25 protein-coding genes are annotated in these 24844 nt (G+C 61.0%); 21 read left to right on the top strand and 4 right to left on the bottom strand.

The window, feature by feature from the left end; genetic code table 11:
* The 4 genes from RCF49_RS15480 to RCF49_RS15495 all read right to left on the bottom strand — a co-directional run bounded on the left by RCF49_RS15480 (window position 1) and on the right by RCF49_RS15495 (window position 3662).
* The gene (locus RCF49_RS15480; protein WP_342640702.1) at window positions 1-1224 is read right to left on the bottom strand and encodes a polyhydroxyalkanoate depolymerase; all 1224 of its coding nucleotides are present in this window, start codon (window positions 1222-1224) and stop codon (window positions 1-3) included.
* A 146-nt stretch (window positions 1225-1370) separates the two neighbouring features.
* Window positions 1371-1982, bottom strand: coding sequence for an SCO family protein (locus RCF49_RS15485; RefSeq protein ID WP_342640703.1), 612 nt, complete (start codon window positions 1980-1982; stop codon window positions 1371-1373).
* Window positions 1983-2055: 73 nt separating this feature from the next.
* On the bottom strand, window positions 2056-2904 hold the full coding sequence (locus RCF49_RS15490) for an ABC transporter permease (protein WP_342644209.1): 849 nt from the start codon (window positions 2902-2904) through the stop codon (window positions 2056-2058).
* Window positions 2904-3662, bottom strand: a complete 759-nt coding sequence (locus tag RCF49_RS15495) for an ABC transporter ATP-binding protein (protein WP_342640704.1) — start codon at window positions 3660-3662, stop codon at window positions 2904-2906. The genes RCF49_RS15490 and RCF49_RS15495 overlap by 1 nt, the downstream gene beginning before the upstream one ends.
* 122 nt (window positions 3663-3784) lie before the next feature.
* Between RCF49_RS15495 and RCF49_RS15500 the strand changes: the two genes are divergently transcribed.
* From RCF49_RS15500 to rpsO, 21 genes are all read left to right on the top strand, one after another.
* Window positions 3785-5167 carry an ActS/PrrB/RegB family redox-sensitive histidine kinase gene (locus tag RCF49_RS15500; protein ID WP_342640705.1) on the top strand — a complete coding sequence of 461 codons (1383 nt, stop codon included), beginning with the start codon at window positions 3785-3787 and terminating at the stop codon, window positions 5165-5167.
* Window positions 5168-5336: 169 nt separating this feature from the next.
* Window positions 5337-5894: an ActR/PrrA/RegA family redox response regulator transcription factor gene (locus RCF49_RS15505; RefSeq protein ID WP_342640706.1), complete on the top strand. Its 558-nt coding sequence runs from the start codon at window positions 5337-5339 to the stop codon at window positions 5892-5894.
* Between the two features lie 6 nt (window positions 5895-5900).
* Window positions 5901-6581 (top strand): tRNA (adenosine(37)-N6)-threonylcarbamoyltransferase complex dimerization subunit type 1 TsaB, encoded by a 681-nt coding sequence (gene tsaB, locus RCF49_RS15510; RefSeq protein WP_342640707.1) that lies wholly within the window; start codon window positions 5901-5903, stop codon window positions 6579-6581.
* Between the two features lie 2 nt (window positions 6582-6583).
* Window positions 6584-7096, top strand: a complete 513-nt coding sequence (locus RCF49_RS15515; protein WP_342640708.1) for a GNAT family N-acetyltransferase — start codon at window positions 6584-6586, stop codon at window positions 7094-7096.
* Between the two features lie 72 nt (window positions 7097-7168).
* Window positions 7169-7597, top strand: coding sequence for a Fur family transcriptional regulator (locus RCF49_RS15520; protein ID WP_342640709.1), 429 nt, complete (start codon window positions 7169-7171; stop codon window positions 7595-7597).
* Window positions 7584-8510, top strand: coding sequence for a lysophospholipid acyltransferase family protein (locus RCF49_RS15525; protein WP_342640710.1), 927 nt, complete (start codon window positions 7584-7586; stop codon window positions 8508-8510). The genes RCF49_RS15520 and RCF49_RS15525 overlap by 14 nt, the downstream gene beginning before the upstream one ends.
* A complete protein-coding gene (gene miaB / locus RCF49_RS15530; RefSeq protein WP_342640711.1) occupies window positions 8507-9898 on the top strand; it encodes a tRNA (N6-isopentenyl adenosine(37)-C2)-methylthiotransferase MiaB in 1392 nt (463 codons plus the stop codon). Before RCF49_RS15525 ends, miaB begins: the two co-directional genes overlap by 4 nt.
* Window positions 9899-9912: 14 nt before the next feature.
* On the top strand, window positions 9913-10944 hold the full coding sequence (locus RCF49_RS15535) for a PhoH family protein (protein ID WP_432807296.1): 1032 nt from the start codon (window positions 9913-9915) through the stop codon (window positions 10942-10944).
* Entirely contained in the window at window positions 10944-11477 is a 534-nt protein-coding gene (gene ybeY, locus RCF49_RS15540) for an rRNA maturation RNase YbeY (protein WP_432807406.1), read from the top strand. The genes RCF49_RS15535 and ybeY overlap by 1 nt, the downstream gene beginning before the upstream one ends.
* Before the next feature lie 107 nt (window positions 11478-11584).
* Entirely contained in the window at window positions 11585-12556 is a 972-nt protein-coding gene (locus RCF49_RS15545; protein ID WP_342640713.1) for a hemolysin family protein, read from the top strand.
* Window positions 12557-12663: 107 nt separating this feature from the next.
* Complete coding sequence (gene lnt / locus RCF49_RS15550) at window positions 12664-14331, top strand: apolipoprotein N-acyltransferase (protein ID WP_342640714.1); 1668 nt, start codon at window positions 12664-12666, stop codon at window positions 14329-14331.
* Window positions 14332-14565: 234 nt separating this feature from the next.
* The gene (locus tag RCF49_RS15555; protein WP_342640715.1) at window positions 14566-14991 is read left to right on the top strand and encodes a helix-turn-helix domain-containing protein; all 426 of its coding nucleotides are present in this window, start codon (window positions 14566-14568) and stop codon (window positions 14989-14991) included.
* Between the two features lie 175 nt (window positions 14992-15166).
* The gene (metK, locus tag RCF49_RS15560; RefSeq protein ID WP_342640716.1) at window positions 15167-16333 is read left to right on the top strand and encodes a methionine adenosyltransferase; all 1167 of its coding nucleotides are present in this window, start codon (window positions 15167-15169) and stop codon (window positions 16331-16333) included.
* Window positions 16323-17048, top strand: coding sequence for a tRNA (guanosine(46)-N7)-methyltransferase TrmB (gene trmB, locus RCF49_RS15565; RefSeq protein ID WP_342640717.1), 726 nt, complete (start codon window positions 16323-16325; stop codon window positions 17046-17048). The genes metK and trmB overlap by 11 nt, the downstream gene beginning before the upstream one ends.
* 192 nt (window positions 17049-17240) lie before the next feature.
* Window positions 17241-17837 carry a ribosome maturation factor RimP gene (gene rimP / locus RCF49_RS15570; protein ID WP_342640718.1) on the top strand — a complete coding sequence of 199 codons (597 nt, stop codon included), beginning with the start codon at window positions 17241-17243 and terminating at the stop codon, window positions 17835-17837.
* Between the two features lie 41 nt (window positions 17838-17878).
* Window positions 17879-19516 carry a transcription termination factor NusA gene (gene nusA / locus RCF49_RS15575; RefSeq protein ID WP_342640719.1) on the top strand — a complete coding sequence of 546 codons (1638 nt, stop codon included), beginning with the start codon at window positions 17879-17881 and terminating at the stop codon, window positions 19514-19516.
* Window positions 19449-20162, top strand: coding sequence for an RNA-binding protein (locus tag RCF49_RS15580; protein ID WP_342640720.1), 714 nt, complete (start codon window positions 19449-19451; stop codon window positions 20160-20162). The genes nusA and RCF49_RS15580 overlap by 68 nt, the downstream gene beginning before the upstream one ends.
* Window positions 20163-20165: 3 nt before the next feature.
* Entirely contained in the window at window positions 20166-22910 is a 2745-nt protein-coding gene (gene infB / locus RCF49_RS15585) for a translation initiation factor IF-2 (RefSeq protein ID WP_342640721.1), read from the top strand.
* 156 nt (window positions 22911-23066) lie between these two features.
* Complete coding sequence (gene rbfA, locus RCF49_RS15590) at window positions 23067-23486, top strand: 30S ribosome-binding factor RbfA (RefSeq protein WP_342640722.1); 420 nt, start codon at window positions 23067-23069, stop codon at window positions 23484-23486.
* Window positions 23487-23507: 21 nt separating this feature from the next.
* The gene (gene truB, locus RCF49_RS15595) at window positions 23508-24431 is read left to right on the top strand and encodes a tRNA pseudouridine(55) synthase TruB (RefSeq protein WP_342640723.1); all 924 of its coding nucleotides are present in this window, start codon (window positions 23508-23510) and stop codon (window positions 24429-24431) included.
* A 31-nt stretch (window positions 24432-24462) separates the two neighbouring features.
* Window positions 24463-24732: a 30S ribosomal protein S15 gene (gene rpsO, locus RCF49_RS15600; protein WP_342640724.1), complete on the top strand. Its 270-nt coding sequence runs from the start codon at window positions 24463-24465 to the stop codon at window positions 24730-24732.
* Window positions 24733-24844: the final 112 nt, after the last annotated feature.

Below are 24844 nucleotides of genomic sequence, written 5' to 3' on the forward strand. Positions count from 1 at the left end.
TCAGGCCGGCATATTGTCTCGAATGAACTGCTTGATCCGCGGCGCGATCTGGCGGGCGAACCGCGAACCGTTGAACACGCCGTAATGCCCGACGCCGGGTTGCAGATGATGCTGCCGCCGCTCTTGCGGAATGTTCCGGCAGAGATCATGGGCCGCTTCCGTCTGGCCGACACCAGAGATGTCGTCGAGCTCGCCCTCCACAGTCATCAGGGCAGTCTTGGTGATGGCTTCGGGCCGCACCGGCTGGCCGCGATGGGTCATCTCGCCCTTGGGCAACTGGTGCTTGATGAACACGCGCTCGACGGTTTCGAGATAGAACTCCGCGGTGAGATCCATCACCGAGAGATACTCGTCATAGAACTCGTCGTGCTTTTCAGCGCTGTCTCCATCCCCCTTCACCAGATGCCAGAACAGGTCGCGATGGGCCGAGATGTGCCGATCCAGGTTCATGGTCATGAACCCTGTGAGCTGGAGGAAGCCGGGATAGACCTCGCGCATGAAGCCAGGTGCGCCGATCGGGACAGCATTGATCACGTGGCTGCGGAACCACTCGATATCGTGCTGCGAGGCCAGCTTGTTCACCTCGGTCGGATTTCGGCGCGTATCGATCGGTCCACCCATGAGGATCATCGCGGCCGGCGCATTGGGATCGCCCCGGTCCGACATGACCGAGACCGCCGAAAGCACCGGAACCGAAGGCTGACATACAGCCATCACAGCGGTATCAGGTCCGAGAACGCGGAGAATATCGATGAGATAGTCGACGTAATCGTCGAGACCGAACTGTCCGAGCGACAGGGGCACCTGCTTTGCATCGACCCAGTCCGTAATATAGACGTCATGATCACCGAGCATGGTGCGCACCGTGCCCCGAAGCAGGGTCGCGAAATGCCCGGACATTGGTGCGACGAGCAGAAGCTTCGGCTGCTTCACCCGTGCTTTCTTCTTGAAATGCACGAGCTCGCAGAACGGTTTGCGCCAAACCACCTCTTCCTCGACGGCGACCGTCTTGCCCTCAACCTCGGTTTGGTGAATGCCGAATGCCGGTTTTCCGTACCGTCGCGTGACCCGTTCGAAGACATCGAGCCCCGCTGTGATCGCGCGGCCAAAATAAGTCTCTGCCAATGGGTTGATCGGTGCGTTCCACAGCGCGCGGCTCGCATTCGCAGCGGCCCTCCAGGGCGCCACGACCGCGTGATTCATTTCATAGAGCTGATAGAGCAAACCGGGTCCTCTTGACTTGGCCTTTGCAGGAGCCCGCATTCGGGCTGTACCGGTGGGGAGCTTGAGAGCCAGCAGAGGACGATAATAGCACCAATTATGTTGGACTGCGCAAGAGTTCTTCGCAATCGCAGCATTTAGGTCGGAAATCAGGACTTTTCCAGCTCCTCCCTAATACCTTTCGCCATCATCTCCGCATCTGTCCCATAGGAGAAGACGCGACGGAACTGTCCTTTCTCATCCATGAGGAAGACGAGGCTGGTATGATCCATCAGGTATTCGGCAGACGAGCTCTCATCCTTCACCTTGGCGAAATAGATGCGATAAGCCTGGGCTGCCTTGACGATGTCCTCGGTCGAGCCGGTAAGCCCAATGAGCCCGGCCCCGAAATTCGAGACATAGGTCCTCATCTGCTCGACGGTATCGCGCTCCGGATCGATGGTGATGAAGATGGGTTGAACGCGCTTGGCATCCTCGCCGAGTTCGCTCACCGCCGCGGTCATGCTCTGTAGCTCGGTCGGGCAGACGTCGGGACAAAAGGTGTAACCGAAATAAACCAGCATGAACTTGCCGCGAAAGTCCCGGTCGGTGACGCGCTTTCCATTCTGATCGGTCAGCTCGAATGGCCCGCCGACCAACGCGGTTCCCGAGCTCTGTGACGTCGGTTGAGCGCCAGAGAGCAGCCATGGAACGGCAAGCCCCGTGCCCGCGATGATGATCACCGCGATGGCGAGAAGGAGGATTGTATTCTGCCTGTTCATGGGCAAGTCATTTCCCGTTGCGCTATGCGTGACAAGGGGTTGCAATGCCGCATACGGGCGAAGGACCACATGTTCACTCACCCAGTGACAGCAATTGCCCGCGTAGCCGCGCGTCGCGGTGAAACCAGGCGAAGCTTAACGCGCCAACTGCGAAATAGATCGCATTGAGGCCAAGCGCGCTGAGCATCATTTCGGGGCGTACAACCCCATGCAGAAGCAGGCTTCGCATGCCCTCGAAGACATGCGTGGGTGCAAGTGCCATTGAAATGGGCTGCAGCCATCCGGGAAGAACGGCGAGGGGGTAATAGACACACGCCAGGGGCATGAATAGGAACATGAGGCTCCAGGCAATATTTTCCGCCCCCAGGCCGTACCGCAGCAGCAGCCCGCACACGAACAGACCGACTGCCCAGCTCGTGAGGATGAGATTGAGGAAGAAGGCCACGAGCCACAGGCCCATGCTGTAGACATTGAAGCCGAAATAGGCCCAAGCGAGCAAGGTGACCGGCAGAAGGCCAATGCAGATCCGGATGACGCTCATCACCATAAGCGCGGCAATGAGCTCAACCGGGCGCAATGGGCTGACCATGAGGTGGCCGAGGTTTCGCGAATACATCTCCTCGAGGAAGGAGATGGTGAAGCCGAGCTGGCCGCGGAACAGAATGTCCCACAACAGCGCCGAGCCCAGCAGCACGCCAACCGTCTGGGCAAGCGTGCCGCTCTCCCGCGCGAGATAGATCTGCAGGAAGCCCCACATCAGCAGCTGAACCGTGGGCCAATAGATCAGATCGAACAATCGCGGCCAGGACGCCCGGAGCAGGTAGAGATAGCGCAACACCAGTGCGCCGACGCGCGCGAGCGAGAAACCCGTGGCATGGCGAAGGCGCGGCAACCGGCGCGCAGGCTGTTGTGTAACGTCCATCATGAGCCGACTTGAACGGACTGACCGCGGGCAACGTCGAGGAAGACCTCTTCCATCGTTTCTCGTCCGTAACGGTGAATGAGCTCGGCGGGGCTGCCGCTATCCACCAGGCGCCCTTGCCGCGTCATCAGCACATTGTCGCAAAGACGCTCGACCTCCGCCATGTTGTGCGAGGCGAGCAGCATTGTGGCCCCATATGACTGGCAATAGGTCTGCAAATGGCCGCGCACCCAATCCGCAGTATCCGGATCCAGCGACGCCGTGGGTTCATCGAGAAGCAGCACCAGCGGCTTGTTGATCAGCGCCTTGGCGAGGCTCACCCGCGTCTTTTGCCCTGCAGAGAGCTTGCCTGTCGGCCGATCGATGAAGCTGCCGAGATCAAGCTCCTGCGTAAGCTCGGCGATGCGCGTCTTGAGATCATCGACACCGTAGAGCCTGCCATAGATGGTCAAGTTCTGGCGCACGGTGAGCCGCAGCGGCATCTCGACATAAGGGCTTTCGAAATTCATATAAGGCAGAACGCGGTACCGGTGGCGGACCATGTCCACGCCAAGGATCTCGATCGTGCCGGAGGTTGGAAGCACAAGGCCCAGCAGCATCCCGATGGTGGTCGTCTTGCCGGCGCCGTTGCCGCCAAGCAGCCCGGTGATCGAGCCGCGCGGAACGATGAAGCTGATGCCTGCGACCGCCGTGACCGTGCCGTAACGCTTCACCAGGTTCACAACCCTGATCGCGGCATCTTCTTCTAGTTGAAACACAAACTGCTCGCGAAAAAAGGTCGTTCGATGGACTTGCTTCTAGGTTAAAGCGAAGATAGCCGGATTCTTTACTCTGGCCAATGCACAGCAAATGATCTCATGATCGCGAAGGAGAGAGACTGTTGACCTCGATCAGGGGCTGGGCCCGTGCAGCCGTGCCCGCCGATACCGTGGAAAGCCAGGCATTCCGGGACAGTAGCGGGCGTCTTCGCCTGCAGACGCTTGTACGCCTGCGCTGGCTTGCAGTCACCGGGCAATCGGTCGCGGTGCTTGCGGTGTATTTCTGGCTCGGGTTCGACTTGCCCCTTGGCCCCTGCCTCGGGGTCATTGCGCTCTCCGCTTGGTTGAACATTTGGCTGGGCCTGCAATGGCCTTCGACCCTTCGCTTGAGCGACCGCTACGCCGCGCTGCTGCTCGGCTATGACGTGGTTCAGCTTGCCGCCTTGCTCTACATGACCGGTGGCCTGCAGAACCCGTTCTCGTTCCTCTTCGTGGTTCCGGTCTCCGTTTCGGCATCCAGCCTCCCGGTCGAGCGCACGGTCGCCCTGAGCGCCTTGTGTCTTGCCGCAGTCTCCTTGCTTACCATTTTTCACATGCCCTTGCCATGGTATGCGGGTCAGCCCTTGGATCTGCCCCGGCTCTATGTGGTTGGCATGTGGACGGCCGTGGTCTCGGGTACCGTCTTTGCCGCGATCTATTCTCGCTTCATCGCTGAGGAAGCGCGCCGGATGTCGGCCGCCCTTTCCGCCACCGAAATGGTGCTGGCGCGGGAGCAGAAGCTTTCAGCCCTTGATGGCCTTGCGGCTGCTGCGGCCCATGAGCTTGGCACGCCTCTGGCGACCATTGCGCTCGTTGCGAAGGAATTGCGGCGTGAGATGCCGGATGACGATCGCTTCCGGGAAGATCTGGAGCTGCTTTCCAGCCAAACTGAGCGATGCCGGGGCATTCTCGCCCGCCTCGCCAACCAGGATGCGGTGGGTGACCACGTCTTCGACAGGCTCCGTCTGAAGGTGATGATCCAGGAATGTGCCGAGCCTGTGAGCGGAAGCGATGTGGATGTGATCGTGGATTGCCGCCCGGCTCCGGACGCTGAGGGGAGAGATGCGGCGGAACCCGTCTTCACACGCAGTCCCGGTATTCGCTATGGGCTTGGCAATCTCCTCGATAATGCGGTCGATTTCGCGGAATCGAAGGTCGAGATTGAAGCCCGCTGGAATGCGGATCGCGTGGTGCTCGTGCTCCGCGACGATGGTCCCGGCTTCGCCCAAGATATCATCGACAAGATCGGCGAGCCCTATGTGACCAGCCGGCGCGGCGCCTTCGACCGCGGTGATGGCGGCCATGACGGCATGGGGCTTGGCTTCTTCATCGCCAAAACCCTGCTCGAACGGTCCGGTGCAACGGTGACCCTGGCCAACCGGACACCTCCTGAGCACGGTGCCATCGTCCGCATCGAATGGCCGCGCAAGGAAATCGATCTTACACAGTCCAATCCTGCAATGTAGGCTTGAAAATTATCTGATCAGGCAGCAAATGGAAGTTGCATGTGACCTATTGTCGTGCCGAATGATGTGATTCCCGCTAACCGTAATCAGCACATTTGGGCCGCTCCATGCGCAACCGGTTTATAAGGGCCAATCTCGGAAGGCCTTGCTGAACGAGGCGCATCGAAAAATGATCGAACAGAACGCAGAACAAGCTCATGGCCGCGATCGCACGCTGCTCATCGTGGATGACGACAAGCCGTTTCTTACACGCTTGGGCCGTGCCATGGAATCGCGGGGCTTTTCCGTCGAGATGGCTGAAACGGTTGCCGAGGGCGTAGACCGCGTTGCCAAGCTGCCACCGGCTTATGCTGTGGTGGATATGCGGCTTGAGGATGGCAATGGTCTCGACGTTATCGAGGCGCTTCACAAGGCGCGGCCGGATGCACGCGCCATCGTTCTGACCGGCTATGGCAACATTGCGACCGCTGTCAACGCGATCAAGCTGGGAGCCGTTGATTACCTGGCAAAGCCGGCCGACGCCGATGACGTCTATCATGCCCTCATCGCCGATGGAGAGATGAAGGCCGCCCCGCCTGAGAACCCGATGTCTGCGGACCGGGTGCGTTGGGAGCATATTCAGCGCGTTTATGAGCTCTGCGGCCGCAACGTCTCCGAGACGGCGCGCCGTCTGAACATGCATCGCCGCACTCTGCAGCGGATTCTCGCCAAGCGCGCGCCGCGCTGATCGCGAATGCGCCTCCTTGCCCTTGATACTGCCATGGACGCTTGCTCGGTGGCGGTCGTCGACATCGTGGGTCATCATGTGACGGCATTGACCTCTCGCAGCGAGGCGATGCAACGCGGACATGCGGAGGCGCTCATTCCCATGGTTGACGAGGTCATGTCGGAGGCGGGTATTCGCTTCAGCGATCTCGACCGCGTCGCCGTGACCATTGGCCCCGGCAGCTTTACCGGAACACGGATCGGCGTTGCTGCCGCCCGCGCCTATGCATTGGCCAGCGGCATTGATGCCGTGGGGGTGACGACACTGCAGGCGGTCGCTCTGAACGTGCCGCGGACTGAGGAAGATGGCCGCGATATCATCGTGGCCTTCGACGCACTGCGGGGTGAGGTTTATGCACAACTCTTTCGAGGGGCCGGCCTCGAGCCCGTGGGTGAGCCGGCCGCTTATGCCATTTCCGATGCCGTGACTATCCTGCCGCGCACTGGCGGAATCCTCGTCGGATCGGGCGCTCACCTGTTGGCGGAGGCCTCAGGTCGCAGTGGCATCGAGCTTGTTGAGGCGAGCAGCCTGCCTGACCCCCTATGCATCGCCCGAATCGGCGCCACTTCAGATTGGCCCGCAGTGCCTCTTTATCTGCGCCCGCCGGAGGCCAAGCCGCAGGCTCAGCAGATCCTTCGAGCAGGCTGACCTTGCCCGACCCCGATCCTTGGACCCTGTGCCCCGCCGGCATTGCGGACATTCCAACCCTCGCGCGCCTGCATGCCGCCTGCTTTGCCGATGCTTGGAGCGTGACGGATTTTGCCAAACTGCTGGCCATGCCGGGCATGATTGCGATCCTTGCGCGCAAGTCTGAGTCATCGGGGTCGGATCAGACCTGTTCGGATCAGGCTTGTGGCTTCGCCCTCCTGCGATATGCGGCTGACGAGGCCGAAATTCTGACCATTGGGGTGTTGCCGAGCGAAAGGCGCCGGAGCTTGGGCCGACGCCTGCTGGAGGCGGCCCTCGACTGTGCAGCTCAGCTTTCAGTGCGACAGGTTTTCATCGAGGTGGACACCAATAATGCACCGGCCCTTGCTCTCTATCGGGCCCGCGGCTTCGTGGAATGTGGGCGTCGTCGCGGCTATTATCGATACCACGATGGCCGCACCGCCGACGCCCTGACGATGCGCTGCGAGGTGACAGGCACATTCAGCGCGCCGTGATCGTTGCATCGCCCCCGTCGAGTTTCTATACCTTGGCCTATGGATGTGGCCAGACGGAGCACCGGCGGAAGGATGGAGGACCGGACCAGCATAGAGCAACGTTGCATTGACAAAGGGCTGCGGATGACCGACCAGCGCCGCATCATTGCGCGTGTTTTGGCTGAGGCCACCGATCATCCTGATGTCGAGGAGCTCCATCGCCGGGCGTCATCGGTCGATGACCGGATCTCCCTCGCCACAGTCTACCGCACGGTCAAGCTGTTCGAGGACGAGGGCATTCTCGATCGCCATGATTTCCGCGATGGTCGTGCCCGCTATGAACAGGCTCCGGAAACCCATCACGACCACCTTATTGATCTTGAATCCGGCGATATCATTGAGTTTCGCGATGAGGAGATCGAGCGGCTGCAGGTGCTCATCGCGCGCAAGCTCGGCTATAAGCTCGTCGATCACAGGCTCGAGCTCTTCGCCGTGCCGTTGAAGCAGGATGAGCAGAATTAGCGAACCGGTGGGGATCGCTTCCGGCTTTGGCGGTCGCCTCCGTGCGCTTGCCATTGTGGCCACGCTCGTTCTGGTCACGCCGCCATTGATGCTGGCCCAATGGCTGTTCCTGAGGTTCTGGCCTGCAGCAGCCCGGCACCTTCCGCATCTCTATCATCGAATGGTCGCGCATCTGATGGGCATGCGGATCGATACGCGCGGAGCGCCGCTCGAGCCTGGCCCCTGTCTCATCGCCGCCAACCACAGTTCCTGGATCGACATCGTCGCGCTGAGCGCGGTTGCGCCGCTGTCCTTCGTGGCAAAGGCCGAGGTGGCGACCTGGCCGATATTTGGCACCTTCGCACGCCTGCAGAGGACCATCTTCGTCGACCGGCAGAACCGGAGCAAAGCGGGCATCTCTCGCGACCAGCTCCGGGAGCGGCTTCTTCAAGGAGACCGCATCGTGCTGTTTCCGGAGGGCACCTCGAGTGATGGTCTGCGCGTGCTCCCGTTCAAGAGCGCATTGCTGGGGGCGGCGGATATTTCGATCGACGGCCGCCCAGTCTCGGTTCAGCCAGTCACTGTTGTCTATACAGGTTACCGCGGCGTTATCATGGACCGCTGGCTGCGACCTGCCTATACATGGTATGGCGACATGGAACTGGCGCCGCATTTGTGGCGCGTGCTGCAATTGGGCCCGTTCGAGGTGACTATTGAGCTGCACGAGGCCATGACGGTTCCTGCTGTGGGGGGCCGCAAGCAATTGGCCCGGCTCTCTGAACAGAAGGTTCGGGCAGGTTTGATCAAGGCCCTGACCGGACATGATCTGTCCGAGCCTCGAGCGGTCGGACTTGACGGCAGGCTTGCGGCATCAGAGATCGTGCGCGAAAAGGCAGACCCGACGGAGGCATCTCCCGTGGAAGGCGTATCATGACGGAAACCCAGAAGAAGGCGTTCATCAAAACCTATGGTTGCCAGATGAACGTCTATGATTCCGAGCGCATGGGCGATGTGCTTGCGGGAATGGGCTACGGCGTCACTGATACGCCTGACGAAGCAGATCTCGTCATCCTCAACACCTGCCATATTCGGGAAAAGGCTGCCGAAAAGGTCTATTCCGAACTCGGCCGCTTTCGTGAGCAGAAGCGCCAGCGAGCCGATGACGGCAGAGAGCTGGTGATCGGGGTCGCCGGATGCGTGGCCCAGGCCGAGGGAGAGGAGATCGTCCGTCGTTCACCTGCTGTTGATCTGGTCTTCGGGCCGCAAACCTATCATAGGCTCCCGCAGCTTCTCTCTCGCTTTGCCGAGGAGAGGCAGCCCCTGGTCGAAACCGATTTTCCAGCTGAGGATAAGTTCGACCACATGCCGAAGCTGCCGCGGCCGGAGGCGCCGCGGGCGGTGACCGCCTTCCTGACGGTTCAGGAGGGCTGCGACAAGTTCTGCACGTTCTGTGTGGTGCCTTACACCCGTGGTGCCGAGGTCTCGCGGCCGGTGCGCAAGATCATCGAGGATGCCCAGCGCCTCGTCGATCGCGGCGTTCGCGAGATCACGCTGCTCGGCCAGAACATAAACGCCTATCATGGAGAGGCTGCTGATGGCAGGCGCTGGTCCCTTGGCCGTCTGCTTGATGAACTCGCGCTCATTGAGGGGCTCGACCGTCTGCGCTACACCACGAGCCATCCCCGCGACATGGACGACGAATTGATTTCTGCCCATCGGGATAACCCGAAGCTCATGCCTTATCTGCATCTCCCGGTTCAATCGGGCTCCGACACGGTGCTGAAGGCGATGAACCGGCGCCATACAGCAGCCGCCTATATCGGTGTGATCGAGAAGATCCGCGCCGCCCGGCCGGACATAGCGCTGTCGTCGGACTTCATCGTGGGCTTCCCCGGCGAGACCGACGCGGATTTCGAGGCAACCATGAGCCTGGTCAAATCCGTAGGCTATGCATCGGCCTTCTCGTTCAAATACAGCCCCCGTCCGGGAACACCGGCCGCGGAGATGGAGAACCAGGTGCCGGAAGCCGTGAAGTCCGAACGGCTTAGCCGTCTTCAGGAGTTGCTGAACAGCCAGAGCAGGGCCTTTCTTCAGTCCTGCCTAGGTCGCGAAATGGATATTCTCATTGAAAAACCTGGTCGCAAGGCGGGACAATTGGCAGGACGGTCACCATATCTTCAAGCGGTGCATGTAGAAGACCAGCATCACGGCATTGGAGATATGGTCCGAGTGTGCATAGACTCTGTTGGCGCTAACAGTCTTTCGGCCCATACTGTAGGAGCGGATGCCGATTCTCTGCCACGCGCGATGACAACGGCCTGAGGAGAACGAGCGCTTTGTGTCCTGTTACGCAGGCGGGTGACGATATCATCGATGGTGTGCGGCAAAACGCCGCTGGTCAAGACACGCTGATCTTGGCCTTTGACGATAACCGGCTTCTCTCCGAGCTCTTCGGCGAACATGACGAGCACCTCGCGCTAATCGAGGAGCGTCTTGGCATCGAGGTTACCCCGCGCGGTAACAGAGTTGCATTGCAAGGTCCTGCCGCGGCCACCGAAACCGGCCGCGAGGTTCTGCTTGCCCTTTTTGAAAAGCTCAGGCGAGGCGCACGTATCGATGTCGGTGAGGTCGAGGGTGAAATCCGGCTCCGCCGGGCCCGCGCCCATACCCATGACGTTCCGGCTGGGGATGTCGCCATTCGCACCAAGCGCAAGGTGATCCATCCCCGCTCGCCCATGCAGCGCTCCTATATGGCGGCGATGAAGACGCACGAGCTTGTCTTCGGTGAAGGGCCTGCGGGAACCGGAAAGACCTATCTTGCGGTTGCTGCCGCGGCGGCGTCTCTCGCAGCGGGTGAAGTTGATCGCATCATCCTGTCGAGGCCAGCCGTTGAGGCGGGAGAGCGGCTGGGTTTTCTACCGGGCGACATGAAGGAAAAGGTCGATCCCTATCTGCGGCCACTCTATGATGCGCTTTACGACATGCTTCCCGCCAATCTCGTTGCCCGCGGCCTGACCGACGGCACGATCGAGATTGCGCCACTGGCGTTTATGCGTGGCCGGACGCTGCAGCGGGCCTTCATCATTCTCGATGAAGCCCAGAACACGACCCCGCAGCAGATGAAGATGTTCCTCACGCGGCTTGGCGAAAGAAGCCGGATGGTGGTGACCGGCGATCCGACCCAGGTAGACCTCCCCAGAGGTGTCCGCTCGGGGCTCGTTGATGCGCTGTCGCTGCTTGACGGGGTTGAGGGCATCGCCCATGTGAGGTTCACCCAAGCCGATATCGTCCGCCATCCGCTCGTGACGCGGATCGTTGAGGCCTATGATCGTGGGCACTCGGGGACGCGGCCGGAAGACATGGATTGATCATGGGTGATACCAAGGAGGCACCCGCAGCGCCCGGGCTGAGCGTCGATATTCTCATTGAGGACGAGGCCTGGCACGCGGTGAATGGCCTCGAAGATCTGACCCGCTCGGGCCTTTTGGCGGCCTTGGCTGTTGCAGGGCTGTCCTATAGGGAAGCCGAAGTTTGCGTGCTTTTCACGGATGACGAAGAAGTCCGCCGTTTAAATGCCGAGTTTCGGGGTAAGGATAAACCAACGAACGTCCTGTCTTTTCCTGCGGGCGGAGGTCCTCAGGTTGCTGATGCGCCGGTGATGCTTGGCGACATCGTGCTGGCACGCTCTGTTGTCGAAAAGGAAGCTTTGCAGCAGGGCAAGCCATTGGCAAATCATCTCACGCATCTTATCGTGCATGGGATGTTGCACCTTGCTGGCTTCGATCATGAGCAAGACGACGAGGCCGAAACCATGGAAGCGCTCGAAATCGAAGCGCTGGCACGGCTTGGATTGCCCAATCCCTATGGGCATGACCGAGTGATGGCCGTGCCGGAACATTGATCCTGACGATGGACGACGACCCTCAATCTAGAACCAACATAGCGGTACCGAACGACGGTGCCGCGTCGCATGCGACGCTCCCCGGCAACCAGCCGGAGCGCAGCCCCTTGAGTCAAATCTGGTCGCGGCTGCGGCAAGTGTTCCGCGCCGATGATCCGGGCCTCGGATCCGATATCCAGGCACTTCTCCACAGCCACGAGGCGTCGGGAGCAGCCTCCGCCGCTTCCCCCGAAGCGCGCTCTATGCTGCTCAAGATCCTGGAATTCGGCGAGCTCAGGGTCGACGACGTCATGGTCTCCCGCGCCGATATTGTCGCCATCAACGAGAAGGCCAAGCTCAACGAGGCGCTGCTGCTTTTCGCCGACGCGACCCATTCGCGCATCCCGGTCTATCGGGAAACGCTCGATGAGCCGGTCGGCATGCTCCACATCAAGGATCTGATCGGCTGGATCATCAGCCATGGCATGGCCGGGCGTCCTCTGCCGGAGCGTACGCCCGATGGCGACATCAGTGCCATTGTCGCGGCCGCACCGGCGCTCAGTCTCGCTGCAGTACCACTCGATACTGAGGTTCGCCACACTGGCTGCCTCCGCGATGTGCTGTTCGTGCCCCCCTCCATGCCGGCAGCGGACCTCTTGGTGAAGATGCAGGCCACGCGCAGCCACATGGCGCTTGTGGTTGACGAATATGGCGGAACGGCCGGTCTGGTGACCATCGAGGACATCGTCGAGGAGATCGTCGGCGACATCGACGATGAGCACGACGAAGAGGACGCGATGATCCGCCAGGATGTCGATGGCAGCTATATCGCCGATGCGCGCACCGCGATCGAGGATGTTGAAGGCCTCCTCAATGTGGACCTCCTGCCGGATGACGAAGACGAGGATGTCGACACGCTGAGCGGCCTGCTGTTTTCGCTGGTCGACCGCGTTCCCGCCCGTGGCGAAACGATCGCCCATCCCAGCGGCATTGTCTTCGAGGTTCTCGACAGCGATCCCCGCCGGTTGAAGACCATCAAGATCATTCCCAACGCTGAACTGCGAGCTTCCAACGGCAACGGCCACTTCACGCAACAGTGATAGGGGGCTGTTGACAGGAACGGGCACGGCTGAGCCGTCTTTCCGCATTGACCGGCGGGTGCGGGAAACCCTATCGGTCGCCCATGGAACGAGCCCTTGATCGAATCATGACGCTGAGCGGGTGGCGGCGGTTGTGCTTGGCTGCGGCATTGGGCGCCATGTCAGCCCTGGCTCAGCCACCGCTCTATCTGCTGCCGGCGCTGTTCTTGGGCATCACCCTTCTCGTCTGTCTGCTTGATGCTACGGAGCGTGATCTCGAACCGAAGGTCCGTGGCAGCAAAAACTGGACGGCCGCTCTAGGGCACGCAGGTGAGAGCCGCCCGCGTTTAAAAACAGCATTCGCTATCGGTTGGGCCTTCGGCTTCGGCTACTTCCTCGTTAGCTTCTACTGGATCGGCGAGGCTTTTCTGGTGGAGGCCGAGACCTACGCTTGGATGATGCCGCTCGGCGTCGTCATCCTGCCGGCCGCCATGGCGATCTACTGGGGGCTCGCCACGGCTGCAGCCACTTTCCTCTGGCGGCCAGGCATCCGCCGTCTGCTGGCCCTGGCCGCTTGTCTCACCATAGCCGAGTGGCTGCGCGGCCATCTCTTTACCGGCTTTCCCTGGGCCCTGCCGGGATACGTCTTCGGCTTTGCAGACGCTCCAGCCCAGGCTGCTTCGCTGGTCGGCGCCTATGGATTGACCTTCTTCGCCCTGCTTTTGGCCGGCCTCCCGGTCCTGTTCATCCCTCGCGTGAAGGAGGGCCCTGCACGCTCTGGCCCCTGGCGCTGGGCGGCGCCCGCGCTGTTGGTCTTGGCCTTTGCTCTTTCATCTGCCTGGGGGGCAATGCGGCTGTCAGGGGAGGGAAGTGCGCCTGCACTCGGACCACGGTTGCGCATAGTCCAGCCGAACATAGAACAGGGGGAGAAGTGGTCGCCGGAACATGCGCCCCAGATCCTGAACCTCTTCCTCGAGCTTTCCGCGGCCACGCCCGACACCAATCCGCAAGGCCTGGACGCCGTCGACTTCCTGATCTGGCCGGAAAGCGCCTTGCCTTTTCTGATCGATGAACGGGCCGATATCCGAGGCGTCATCGGCGCGATCCTGCCAGAGAACGTGACCCTTCTCACCGGAGGCATCCGCCGCGAGCAGGATCCCGAATATCCTGCCAGCCAGGGGCTGTTCTACAACAGTCTTCAGGTGATCGATCATACGGGCAACGTGGTTGCGTATTATGACAAATGGCATCTGGTGCCGTTTGGCGAGTATCTCCCCCTCGAATCCTGGCTGCGGCCCTTGGGCTTGCGCAAACTCGTGACGCTCCCCGGGGGCTTTTCAGCTGGGCAAGGGCCACAGACGCTCAGCTTTGCAGGCATACCGCCCTTCAGTCCGCTCATCTGCTATGAGGCGATTTTTCCTGGAGAGGTGGTCGATGAAGCCAACCGGCCGCAATGGTTGGTGAATGTCACCAATGACGCATGGTTCGGCCAATCCTTCGGGCCTTACCAGCACCTTGCACAAGCAAGATTTCGTGCGATCGAGGAGGGGTTGCCTCTGGTGAGGGCTGCCAACACAGGAATATCAGCAGTCATTGACCCCTATGGCAGGATTTTGGAGCAGATCGGGCTTGGTAAACGAGGCTTGATCGACGGTATGTTGCCACCAGCTCTGCCGCCAACACTGTATTCCAAATATGGTAACTGGATTCTTGTTTTGATCCTGAGCTTGGCGTTGTTTACTTCAATTCGACTAAAATCCTCGAGAACAAACATTAAGAAGGCAAATTCGCCCTGAAATCACGCCACAAAGTGCCGTAACTAATTGGCGCGGCAACGGGTTTGCGAAGCACGCTCGCTCACTCTCTCTGTCATCGATCTGTACAAGAACGCTCTCCCATCTTAAGGTTTCGACTGTCTTGACGGGGGTCGGTCTTTATACAATCGTGTAGTGCAGATTGCCGTTCTGGTGTATCGATTCTCGATATTGCGAACATTGTCAGGCTGGGGGTACGCGGCCTGAGGGGCAAGTATGGTAAAACGGAATCCTAATCCAATCGACGTCCATGTCGGTAGCCGTGTACGGATGCGGCGAATGCTGATCGGCATGAGCCAGGAAAAGTTGGGAGAGCAGCTCGGCCTGACCTTCCAGCAAGTTCAGAAATACGAAAAGGGCTCGAACCGCGTCAGTGCAAGCCGCCTGTTCCAGATGGGCCGCATTCTCGGTGTGAACGTGCAGTATTTCTTTGAGGAACTGCCGCACTCCTCGGTCAATGCATCGGTCGAGCAGGGCTTTGCCGAGAGCGCGGGTGAGCCAATCATCATGGATTTTCTCACCAGTTCCGAAGGCCTGCAGCTCAACAAGGCTTTCACTCAGATCAAGGATCCGAGTGTTCGTCGCAAGGTGGTGGAATTGGTGCGAACTTTGGCCGGCGAGGGTGTTGACCAGGAGGGCTGAGGGGCAAATCGGCTTCACGGTTTCAGCTTCCCGGCTTGACGTCGCGCCGTTCGTTTGACAGAACACGGTCCTGGCGCAAGACGGACGCGTTCCACTTGGGTGTGAAACCGTTCCTGCCGGCGCAAGTCCTTGGCCGCGAAAAGCCGCGCCCATGGCCAACAGGTCAGAGATCTCAGTGGCTAGACAGAACTATCTCTTCACCAGCGAGTCGGTTTCGGAAGGTCATCCGGACAAGGTCTGCGACCGGATCTCAGATGCGGTGGTCGACACCTATCTCGCGGCTGATCCGCACGCCCGTGTGGCATGCGAGACGCTCGCTACCACAAATCGCATCGTGTTGGCCGGCGAAGTCCGCGGGCCAGAGAGCATAACCAAGGATCATCTGGTCGATGTGGCGCGGGCAGCGGTTCGCGACATCGGCTATGAGCAGGAAGGCTTCCACTGGAAAGAAGCCGATGTGCAGGTCTATTTGCATGCGCAATCGGCCGATATCGCGATGGGCGTTGATGCCGCCGGCAACAAGGACGAGGGCGCGGGCGATCAGGGCATCATGTTCGGCTATGCCTGCCGCGAGACCGACGCGCTTATGCCGGCGCCGATTATCTATTCCCATCGCATCCTGAAGGCCCTTGCCGAAGCGCGTCACTCCGGCGCCCAGCCGGACCTCGGGCCAGATGCCAAGAGCCAGGTGACGCTGCTCTATCAGAACGGCAAGCCGGTGCGGGCCACCTCGGTTGTGGTCTCGACGCAGCACTCCGAAAAGGTCTCGGTGGAGCAGGTTCGCGAAATCGTGCGGCCCTATGTCCTGGAAGTCCTTCCCGAAGGCTGGTTCCCGCCCGAGGAGGAGTTCTACGTCAATCCGACCGGCCGCTTCGTCATTGGTGGTCCCGACGGCGATGCCGGCCTGACTGGCCGCAAAATCATCGTCGACACTTATGGCGGTGCCGCGCCCCATGGCGGCGGCGCATTCTCCGGCAAGGATCCCACCAAGGTGGACCGTTCTGCCGCCTATGCCTGCCGCTATCTCGCCAAGAACGTGGTTGCAGCGGGCCTTGCTGATCGCTGCACGATCCAGGTTTCCTACGCGATCGGCGTGTCGAAGCCTCTGTCCCTCTATGTGGACACCCATGGCACCGGCTCCGTCGACGAGAGCCGGCTGGAAAGGCTGCTCAGCGAGCTGGTTGATCTGTCCCCCCGTGGCATCCGCGAGCATCTGAAGCTCAACCGGCCGATTTATGCGCGTACGGCGGCCTATGGGCACTTCGGTCGCGAGCCGGAGGCCGATGGTGGATTCTCCTGGGAAAAAACCGATCTCGTCGACGAATTGCGGCGTGCGTTCTGATTCGGTGGCGGGCGAGCACGATCGCCCGCAAGGAGACCTGCGCCGTCGAGGCATGATCTATGGGCGCCGCAGCGGCCATAAGCTGCGGCCGACCCAAGCATCGCTGCTGGACACGCTTCTGCCCGAGCTGCGCCTGGATCCGGATGGGCTGCCATCCCCGCTCACGGGCGCATTCTCATCTCCCGTTACGCAAATATGGCTTGAGATTGGGTTCGGTGGGGCCGAGCATCTCCTGTGGCACGCCCGCCGCAACCCGAGCGTTGGCATGATCGGCGTGGAGCCGTTCATCAATGGCGTTGCCAAGCTGATCTCGGCCATAGATGCGGAGAAGCTTGGCAATATCCGCGTTTTCGATGGCGATGCGCGCCTTCTGCTGGAGGCGCTTCCCCCAGCGTCTCTGGACCGCGCCTTCGTTCTGTTTCCCGACCCGTGGCACAAGAAGCGTCATCACAAGCGTCGTATCGTCAACAGCGATACCCTTTCGCGCCTTGCCCAGGCGCTCAAGCCTGGTGCGGAGCTGCGGCTGGCAAGCGATATCCCTGATTACATCAGGTGGATGATGGAACATGCCCGCCATGTGCCTGCGCTGGCTTGGCTGGCCGAGCATCCGGAGGATTGGCGCGCACGACCCGCAGATTGGCCTCAGACCCGCTATGAGCAAAAGGCACTGCGCGAGGGACGCACCCCTGTGTATCTCCGCTTCCGCCGGGTTTAAGCGGCGCGCAACTCCCGATTGGCGAGAATACAGATCTTGCGTGCGATGCTTGGTTAATGGACCCGAACAGGGTTGTCATCTCGGTGCAAGACGCTATATTGCTGACCAAGCATGGTCATTCTCATATGATCGACCTCGTGAGAGGCTCGAAGTTGTGGGAGTGGGCCCGTCAAGGGTCCGCTTTTTTTGTTATTGGACGCATCTGACGCACAGGACCGGGGCGGCGATCCTATCTGGGCTGCCCGTTTGGCTCGGGAAGAAGGGCCGGCCCGTGTGGTGGCCGAACTGGTCGATCCGGTTTTGGTCGACATGGGTTATCGCCTCGTGCGCGTCAGAATGACGAGCGAGCGCGGTCAGACCCTGCAGATCATGGCCGAACGCCCCGACGGAACGATGACCATTGATGATTGCGAGGCTGTCAGCCGCGTAATCTCACCTTTGCTGGACGTCGAAGACCCGATCGCCGGGGAATATACGCTTGAGGTCTCCTCGCCCGGTATTGATCGGCCTTTGGTGCGGCTGATCGATTTTGAGCGCTCGATTGGGCACGTGACGAAGGTGGAATTGCTTCGCCCCGTCAATGGACGCCGCAAGTTTCGCGGCGTCATCAAGGGCGTCACCGGTGGGAGCGTCAGTATCGTTGTGGATGACAGCAGCGAGGCCGGCGGCAAGGTTGAAGTGGTTGTGGCCTTCGAGGATATCGCCGAGGCCAAGCTGGTGATGACCGATGAGCTGTTCAGAATGGCGTTGAAGCGCCAGGACAAGCAGGACGAGGACTATCTGGATTAGCCGATCGCGCAAGGTGCATCGGTGATGATCGGAGTGAAGGAATGGCTGAGACGGCGGTAAGCGCGAACAGGCTTGAGCTGCTGCAGATTGCGGACGCGGTCGCCCGCGAGAAGTCGATCGACAAGATGGTGGTTCTCCAGGCTATGGAGGACGCTATCCAGCGTGCTGCGCGTTCGCGTTACGGCAGCGAGAACGACATTCGCGCCGAGATCGACCCCAAGACCGGCGAGATGCGCCTGCAGCGTCTGCTCGAGGTGGTCGACAACGTTGAGAACGAGCACACTCAGATCAGCTTGAAGGATGCAAGCCGCCGCAATCCGGCCGCACGGGTCGGGGACTTCATCGCCGAGCCTCTGCCGCCCATCGATTTCGGCCGCATTGCTGCGCAGAACGCAAAGCAGGTCATCGTGCAGAAGGTGCGCGAGGCCGAGCGCGAGCGCCAGTACAACGAGTACAAGGACCGCGTCGGCGATATCGTGCATGGGCTTGTGAAGCGTGTCGAATACGGCAATGTCATTGTCGATCTCGGCCGTGGTGAGGCCATCCTTCGGCGCGACGAGACTCTGCCGCGCGAGACCGTGCGCAATGGCGACCGGATCCGCGCCTATATCTACGATGTCCGGCGCGAGCAGCGCGGCCCCCAGATTTTTCTGTCGCGCACGCATCCATCCTTCATGGCCAAGCTGTTTGCGCAGGAAGTGCCTGAGGTTTATGATGGCATCGTCGAAATCGTTTCGGTCGCGCGTGATCCCGGTAGCCGTGCCAAGATTGCCGTTCGGTCCAAGGATAGCTCGATCGATCCGGTCGGTGCCTGTGTGGGTATGCGTGGCAGTCGCGTGCAGGCGGTCGTAAACGAGCTCCAGGGCGAGAAGATCGACATTATTCCTTGGTCGCCCGATGCCGCCACCTTCATCGTGAACGCTTTGGCGCCAGCCGAGGTGACGAAGGTTGTTCTGGACGAGGAAGCCGAGCGGATCGAGGTGGTCGTGCCCGACGATCAGCTGTCGCTGGCCATCGGCCGCCGTGGCCAGAATGTCAGGCTCGCCTCCCAGCTGACCGGCTGGGATATCGACATCATGACCGAGGCCGAGGAATCGGAGCGGCGGCAGAAGGAATTCGCCGAGCGCACCCAGACCTTCATGGAGGCTCTCGACGTCGATGAGATGATCGCGCAGCTTTTGGCCTCCGAAGGCTTCGATTCGATTGAAGAGGTTGCCTTTGTTCCCGTCGATGACATCGCGGAGATCGAAGGATTTGATGAAGGCACCGCCGAGGAGCTGCAGATGCGTGCGCGGGAATATTTGGACCGCGTGGCCGCTGAGAATGACAAGCGGCGGCGTGAGCTCGGCGTTGAGGATGCCTTGGCGGACATCGATGGGATGACCCCGGCCATTCTGGTTGCCTTGGGCGAGAATGACGTGAAGACCGTGGAGGATCTGGCGGGCTGCGCCACCGACGATCTGGTCGGCTGGACTGAGCGGCAGAAAGGTGAAGTGGTCAAACACGAGGGCTATCTGTCCCATATCGAGGTGAGTGCCGTCGATGCCGAGCGGCTGATCATGGCGGCGAGAGTGAAGGCCGGCTGGATCTCTCCGGAGGAAGCTGAGCCGGATGCTGAGATTGAGGACGCGGAAGTTGAAGGCGGAGACTCTGCGGCAGACCAAGAGGGAACGGCCTGAGACCAGCGCTCACGCAGGGCCGGCGATGGGCGAGGGGGGCAGGGTCGAGCGGCGGTGTATTGTCACGCGCGAGATCCATGACGCAGAGGATATGATCCGCTTCGTTCTGGCGCCGGATTTGTCCGTCACGCCGGATTTGAAGCGCGAGTTGCCTGGGCGGGGCGTTTGGGTGCTCGCCCGGCGCCACTTGGTTGAAGAGGCGGTGCGGAAGAAGCTTTTTGCCCGCGGCTTCAAGCAGCAGGTCAAGGTCATCGAAGACCTTGCCGATCGGGTGGCGATGCTCATGGCCGAGCGGGCCCTTGGCTTGCTGAGCTTTGCCAATCGGGCGGGCCTGGTGACCACTGGCTTCGAGAAAGTGGCCGAGGTGATTGCCAAGCGCCGGATTTCGGTCCTGCTCGAAGCGGCTGACGGAGCGCTTGACGGGCGGCGAAAGCTGCAGGGAAAGCTCATCGCGTCGGCGACGAAAGAGGTGAAGATCGTTGAAGTCTTCACAGGAGAGCAATTGAGTTTGGCATTGGGCAGGTCAAATGTGATACATGCTGCCCTCGGCCAAGATAGATTGACGAAGGCGTTCCTGAAGGCAGCGCGCAGGTACGAACGATACATCTCTGCTACGAGCAGATCAGTTGCGCTGCAGGACCGTTGAGGAATGACGGATACAAAAGACACAGATAACGCGACGGCAGGCGGCGGGCGGACATTGAGTCTCCGCAGGAACACCGTTGAACAGAGTCGGGTGAAGCAGAACTTCTCTCACGGCCGCACCAAGCAGGTGGTGGTCGAGAAGAAGCGCAAGCGCACGATCGGAACGGGCACGCCTGGCGGGCGGCAAGAATTCCCAGCTGATCCGGCGCCGCAGCAGAATCGTGCGGCCCCGGCGCCAGTGAGCCCGTCTTCTGATCAGACGATGCGCCAGCCTCGTCCTGCGCAGCCGCCGTCGCCTCAGTCCGGAGCCCAGGCGCGGGCACCGCAGGCGGATACCCCGCGTGCTGATTCGCGTAGGCCCGCAGCACCCCGTGACAGTGGTGCTCGAAGCGGCGTCGTCTTGCGCACCCTGACCGACGAGGAGCGGGACGCACGGCACCAGGCTTTGGCCGAAGCGCGGGTGCGTGACGCCGAAGAGCGCCGCAAGGCTGAGGAAGAAGCGCGTCGTCGTGCGGAAATCGAGGAGCGCGAGCGCCGGGAGCGCGAGGCCGAGGCTGCAAGGCAGGCCGAAGAGGAGCGTCTGAGGCGCGAGGCCGAACAGCAGGCGGGCGAGGCTGCGTCCCAGACCGTCGCCGAACAGCCGCAGGAAAAGCCGGAACCCGTGGCTGAGGTCGCCCCCGCGCCGCAGAAGGCTGAGCCTCAGCAAGAGAAGCGGCCCGTAGAGCAGGCCAAGCCCGTAACGCCGCCGCCTCCGGCCAAGGTCGTTGACCTCGAAGAGGATGAGGATGTTCGCGGTCGGGGCAAGGTCAAGCGCGAGGTTAAGGCGCCGGCCCGGGTCAAGTCGGACGTGGAGCGTCGCCGTGGCCGTCTGACCATCGGCAACGCCCTGAGCGCAGAGGAGGGTCGCGAGCGCTCGCTGGCCTCGATGCGTCGCCGTCAGGAGCGGCAGAAGAAGCAGTCCGGCCAATTCCAGCAATCGAGCGAGAAAATCGTCCGCGATGTGATCATCCCCGAGGCGATCACCATTCAGGAACTGGCGAGCCGCATGGCCGAACGTGCCGTTGATGTCATCAAATTCCTGATGCGTCAGGGACAGATGCACAAGATCAACGACATCATCGACGCCGACACGGCGCAACTCATCGCCGAGGAAATGGGCCATCGCGTCAAGCGTGTGTCCGAGGCCGACGTTGAAGAAGGGCTCATGGGCGTCGAGGACACCGCAGAGAATACCCAGTCGCGTGCGCCGGTCGTCACCGTGATGGGGCATGTCGACCACGGCAAGACCTCGTTGCTTGACGCTATCCGCCATGCGGATGTGGCTGCTGGCGAAGCCGGTGGCATCACCCAGCACATCGGTGCTTATCAGGTGGAAACGCCAGGTGGGCTCGTCACTTTCATCGATACGCCGGGCCATGCTGCGTTCACTGCGATGCGCGCACGCGGCGCGAAGGTCACTGACATTGTCGTGCTGGTTGTGGCCGCCGATGACGGCGTGATGCCTCAGACGGTCGAAGCGATCAATCATGCCCGCGCTGCAAATGTCCCAATCATCGTTGCCATCAACAAGATCGACAAGCCGGATGCTGATCCCAACCGGGTCCGCACTGATCTGTTGCGGCACGAGGTTGTGGTCGAGAGCATGGGCGGTGACACGCTCGAGGTTGAGGTCTCTGCGCTGAAGCGTATGAATCTCGACAAGCTGCTCGAGACGGTTCTGCTGCAGGCAGAATTGCTGGAGCTGCGGGCTAATCCGGACCGGTCAGCGGATGGCACCGTGATCGAGGCGCAGCTTGATAAGGGCCGCGGTCCCGTTGCTACGGTGCTGATCCAGCGTGGCACGTTGAAGGTCGGTGATATCTTCGTTGCAGGAACCGCTTGGGGCCGTGTCCGCGCCTTGGTCAGCGATCGTGGCGCGAGCATCACCCGGGCCGGGCCCTCGGTGCCGGTCGAGGTTCTCGGCCTGAACTCCACCCCGGAAGCGGGCGACCAGTTTGTTGTGGTCGATTCCGAAGGCCGGGCGCGTGAGATCACCGAGTATCGCGAGCGCAAGCGTCGCGAGCTCAAGGGCGTGGCGCCCACGGCTCGAGCGTCTCTCGAGCAGATGATGAGCCAGCTCCGTGAGGGCGCGCGCAAGGAAGTGCCTGTCCTCATCAAGGGCGATGTTCAGGGATCGGCCGAAGCCATCGTCCAAGCTCTCGAGAAGCTGGGCAACGAGGAAGTGACCGCGCGGGTGCTGCTCTATGGCGTTGGCGGTATCACCGAATCTGACGTGACTCTGGCCGCGGCGTCTGGCGCCGTTATCCTGGGCTTCAACGTTCGTGCCAATGCGCAGGCCCGGCAGGCAGCCGAACAGGCCGGTATCGAAATCCGTTATTACAACGTGATCTACGATCTGGTTGACGATGTGAAGCAGGCCATGACCGGCCTCCTGGCGCCGGAACTCCGGGAAGAATTCCTCGGCAACGCCGAAATCTTGGAGATCTTCAACATTTCCAAGGTCGGCAAGATCGCGGGTTGCCGCGTAACCGATGGTGTTGTGCAGCGCGGTGCCAAGGTTCGCCTCATCCGCAACAACGTGGTCATCCACGAGGGCACCTTGGCCACGCTCAAGCGCTTCAAGGATGAGGTGCGCGAGGTTGTGGCCGGCCAGGAATGCGGCATGGCGTTCGAAGGCTATCAGGACATGCGTCCTGGCGATGTCATCGAGTGCTACCGCGTCGAATCGATCGCCCGCACGCTGGACTGATTCGCCGCTCATATGAGTATGTTGGAAACCGGTGCCACTGGCTCCGGTTTCCTGCTTTAGGCAGCAGGTCGCCTTTTCCCCTTGCGGAAGCGCGACCCCGTTGGGCGATTATGGTCTGATCATCTCTGATCGTGACCGGCCCTGAAGAGGCTTCCCATGGCAGATCATCGCAAAGGCGCACCGAGCCAACGGCAGTTGCGAGTAGGCGAGCTCATTCGTCATGCTCTCGCGGAAATTTTCTCGCGTGGCGATGTGAACGACCCTGCGCTGGATGGTGCAGTCACCGTCGTGGAGGTCTCCATGAGCCCCGATCTGCGGCATGCCACGGCCTATGTCATCCCCTTTGCCGGCCATCGTTCGGCGGAGGTGATGAGCGCGCTTGATCGGTCGCGTAAGCGGATCCGGGCCGAGGTTGGACGGCGGATCACGCTCAAATTCATGCCAGACCTGCATTTTCGCCAGGACACATCCCTGGACTATGCAGCGCGAGTGGACGAGATCCTGCATCGGCCGGAAGTGGCGCGCGACCTGCGGCATGACGATGACGACGACGCAGGGTTCAACTCGGATCAGTAGCACAGAGGGACTATCGTAACTATGGCGCGTAGACGGAAGGGCGACGCTGTTGACGGTTGGATTCTGCTCGACAAGCCTCAGGGCATAACATCCACCCAAGCCGTTGCTCGGGTGAAGCGGCTGTTCAACGCGCAGAAAGCCGGCCATGGCGGCACGCTCGATCCCCTGGCCACCGGTCTTCTGCCCATTGCCCTGGGCGAAGCCACAAAGACCGTTCCCTACGTGGTTGAGGGCAGAAAGGTCTATCGCTTCACAGTGCAATGGGGCCAGGAAACCAACACGGATGATATCGAGGGCGAGGTCGTCGCCGAGAATGCCAAGCGGCCCTCGCCCGAGGAGGTGGATGACATTCTTGATGATTTTCTGGGTGTGATCATGCAGACGCCCCCCCAATTCTCGGCGATCAAGATTGCGGGTGAACGGGCTTATGACTTGGCGCGCTCGGGCGAGAACGTGGTGATTGCACCCCGTGAGGTGGTGATCGACCGCCTCGACCTCGTCGAGATCCTGGATGACGACCAGTTCGTGTTCGAGGCCGAATGTGGGCCCGGCACCTATGTGCGGGCTCTGGCCCGTGACATGGGCCGACAATTGGGCTGTTACGGCCATGTCGTCGCCCTTCGCCGGCTCCGTGTGGGGCCGCTTGGCGAAACGGATATGATTTCGCTGGAAGAGCTCGAGGATTTGAGCGATAAGACACCCGGCCGAGAGGCCCTATTTGAAGTACTCCGCCCTGTCGGGACCGCGCTGGACGACATCCCGGCCCTGGCCATCGGCAGTGCGGACGCGGCTCGCCTCAGACGAGGCCAGCCGGTCATCATGCGCGGTAGAGACGCTCCCGTTCTAGACGGAACCTTTCTCGCTGAGCTGCACGGCAAGCCCGTGGCGCTGGTCGAGATCTGTAACGGAGCCCTGAAACCAAAGCGCGTGTTCAATCTGGCCTAGCTTGGCCAACGGAACGGAGAGGAGTAACCCGATGTCGATTACTGCTGAGCGTAAGCTCGAAGTTATCAAGGACAACGCGCAGTCTTCCACGGATACCGGATCTGCTCCCGTGCAGATCGCCGTGTTGACCGAGCGCATCAAGAATCTGACCGAGCATTTTCAGACGCACACCAAGGATAACCATTCCCGTCGTGGTCTTTTGAAGCTGGTCAGCCGTCGTCGTAAGCTGCTCGATTACCTGAAGCGCAAGGATGAGGCCGCTTACCAGGCCATCATCAAAAAGCTGGGTATTCGCCGCTGAACTTACACCTTCGCATCCGCGGAGGACCAAACGCGTTAATATTGGGTCGTCGGCAAGGGGCCGGCGATCCCAAGCCCACCAGGATGCCGCATGGGATGTTGTGACGATGAGC

It is taken from the genome of Rhodoligotrophos sp. CJ14 (assembly GCF_038811545.1).
Lineage (GTDB): Bacteria > Pseudomonadota > Alphaproteobacteria > Rhizobiales > Im1 > Rhodoligotrophos > Rhodoligotrophos ferricapiens.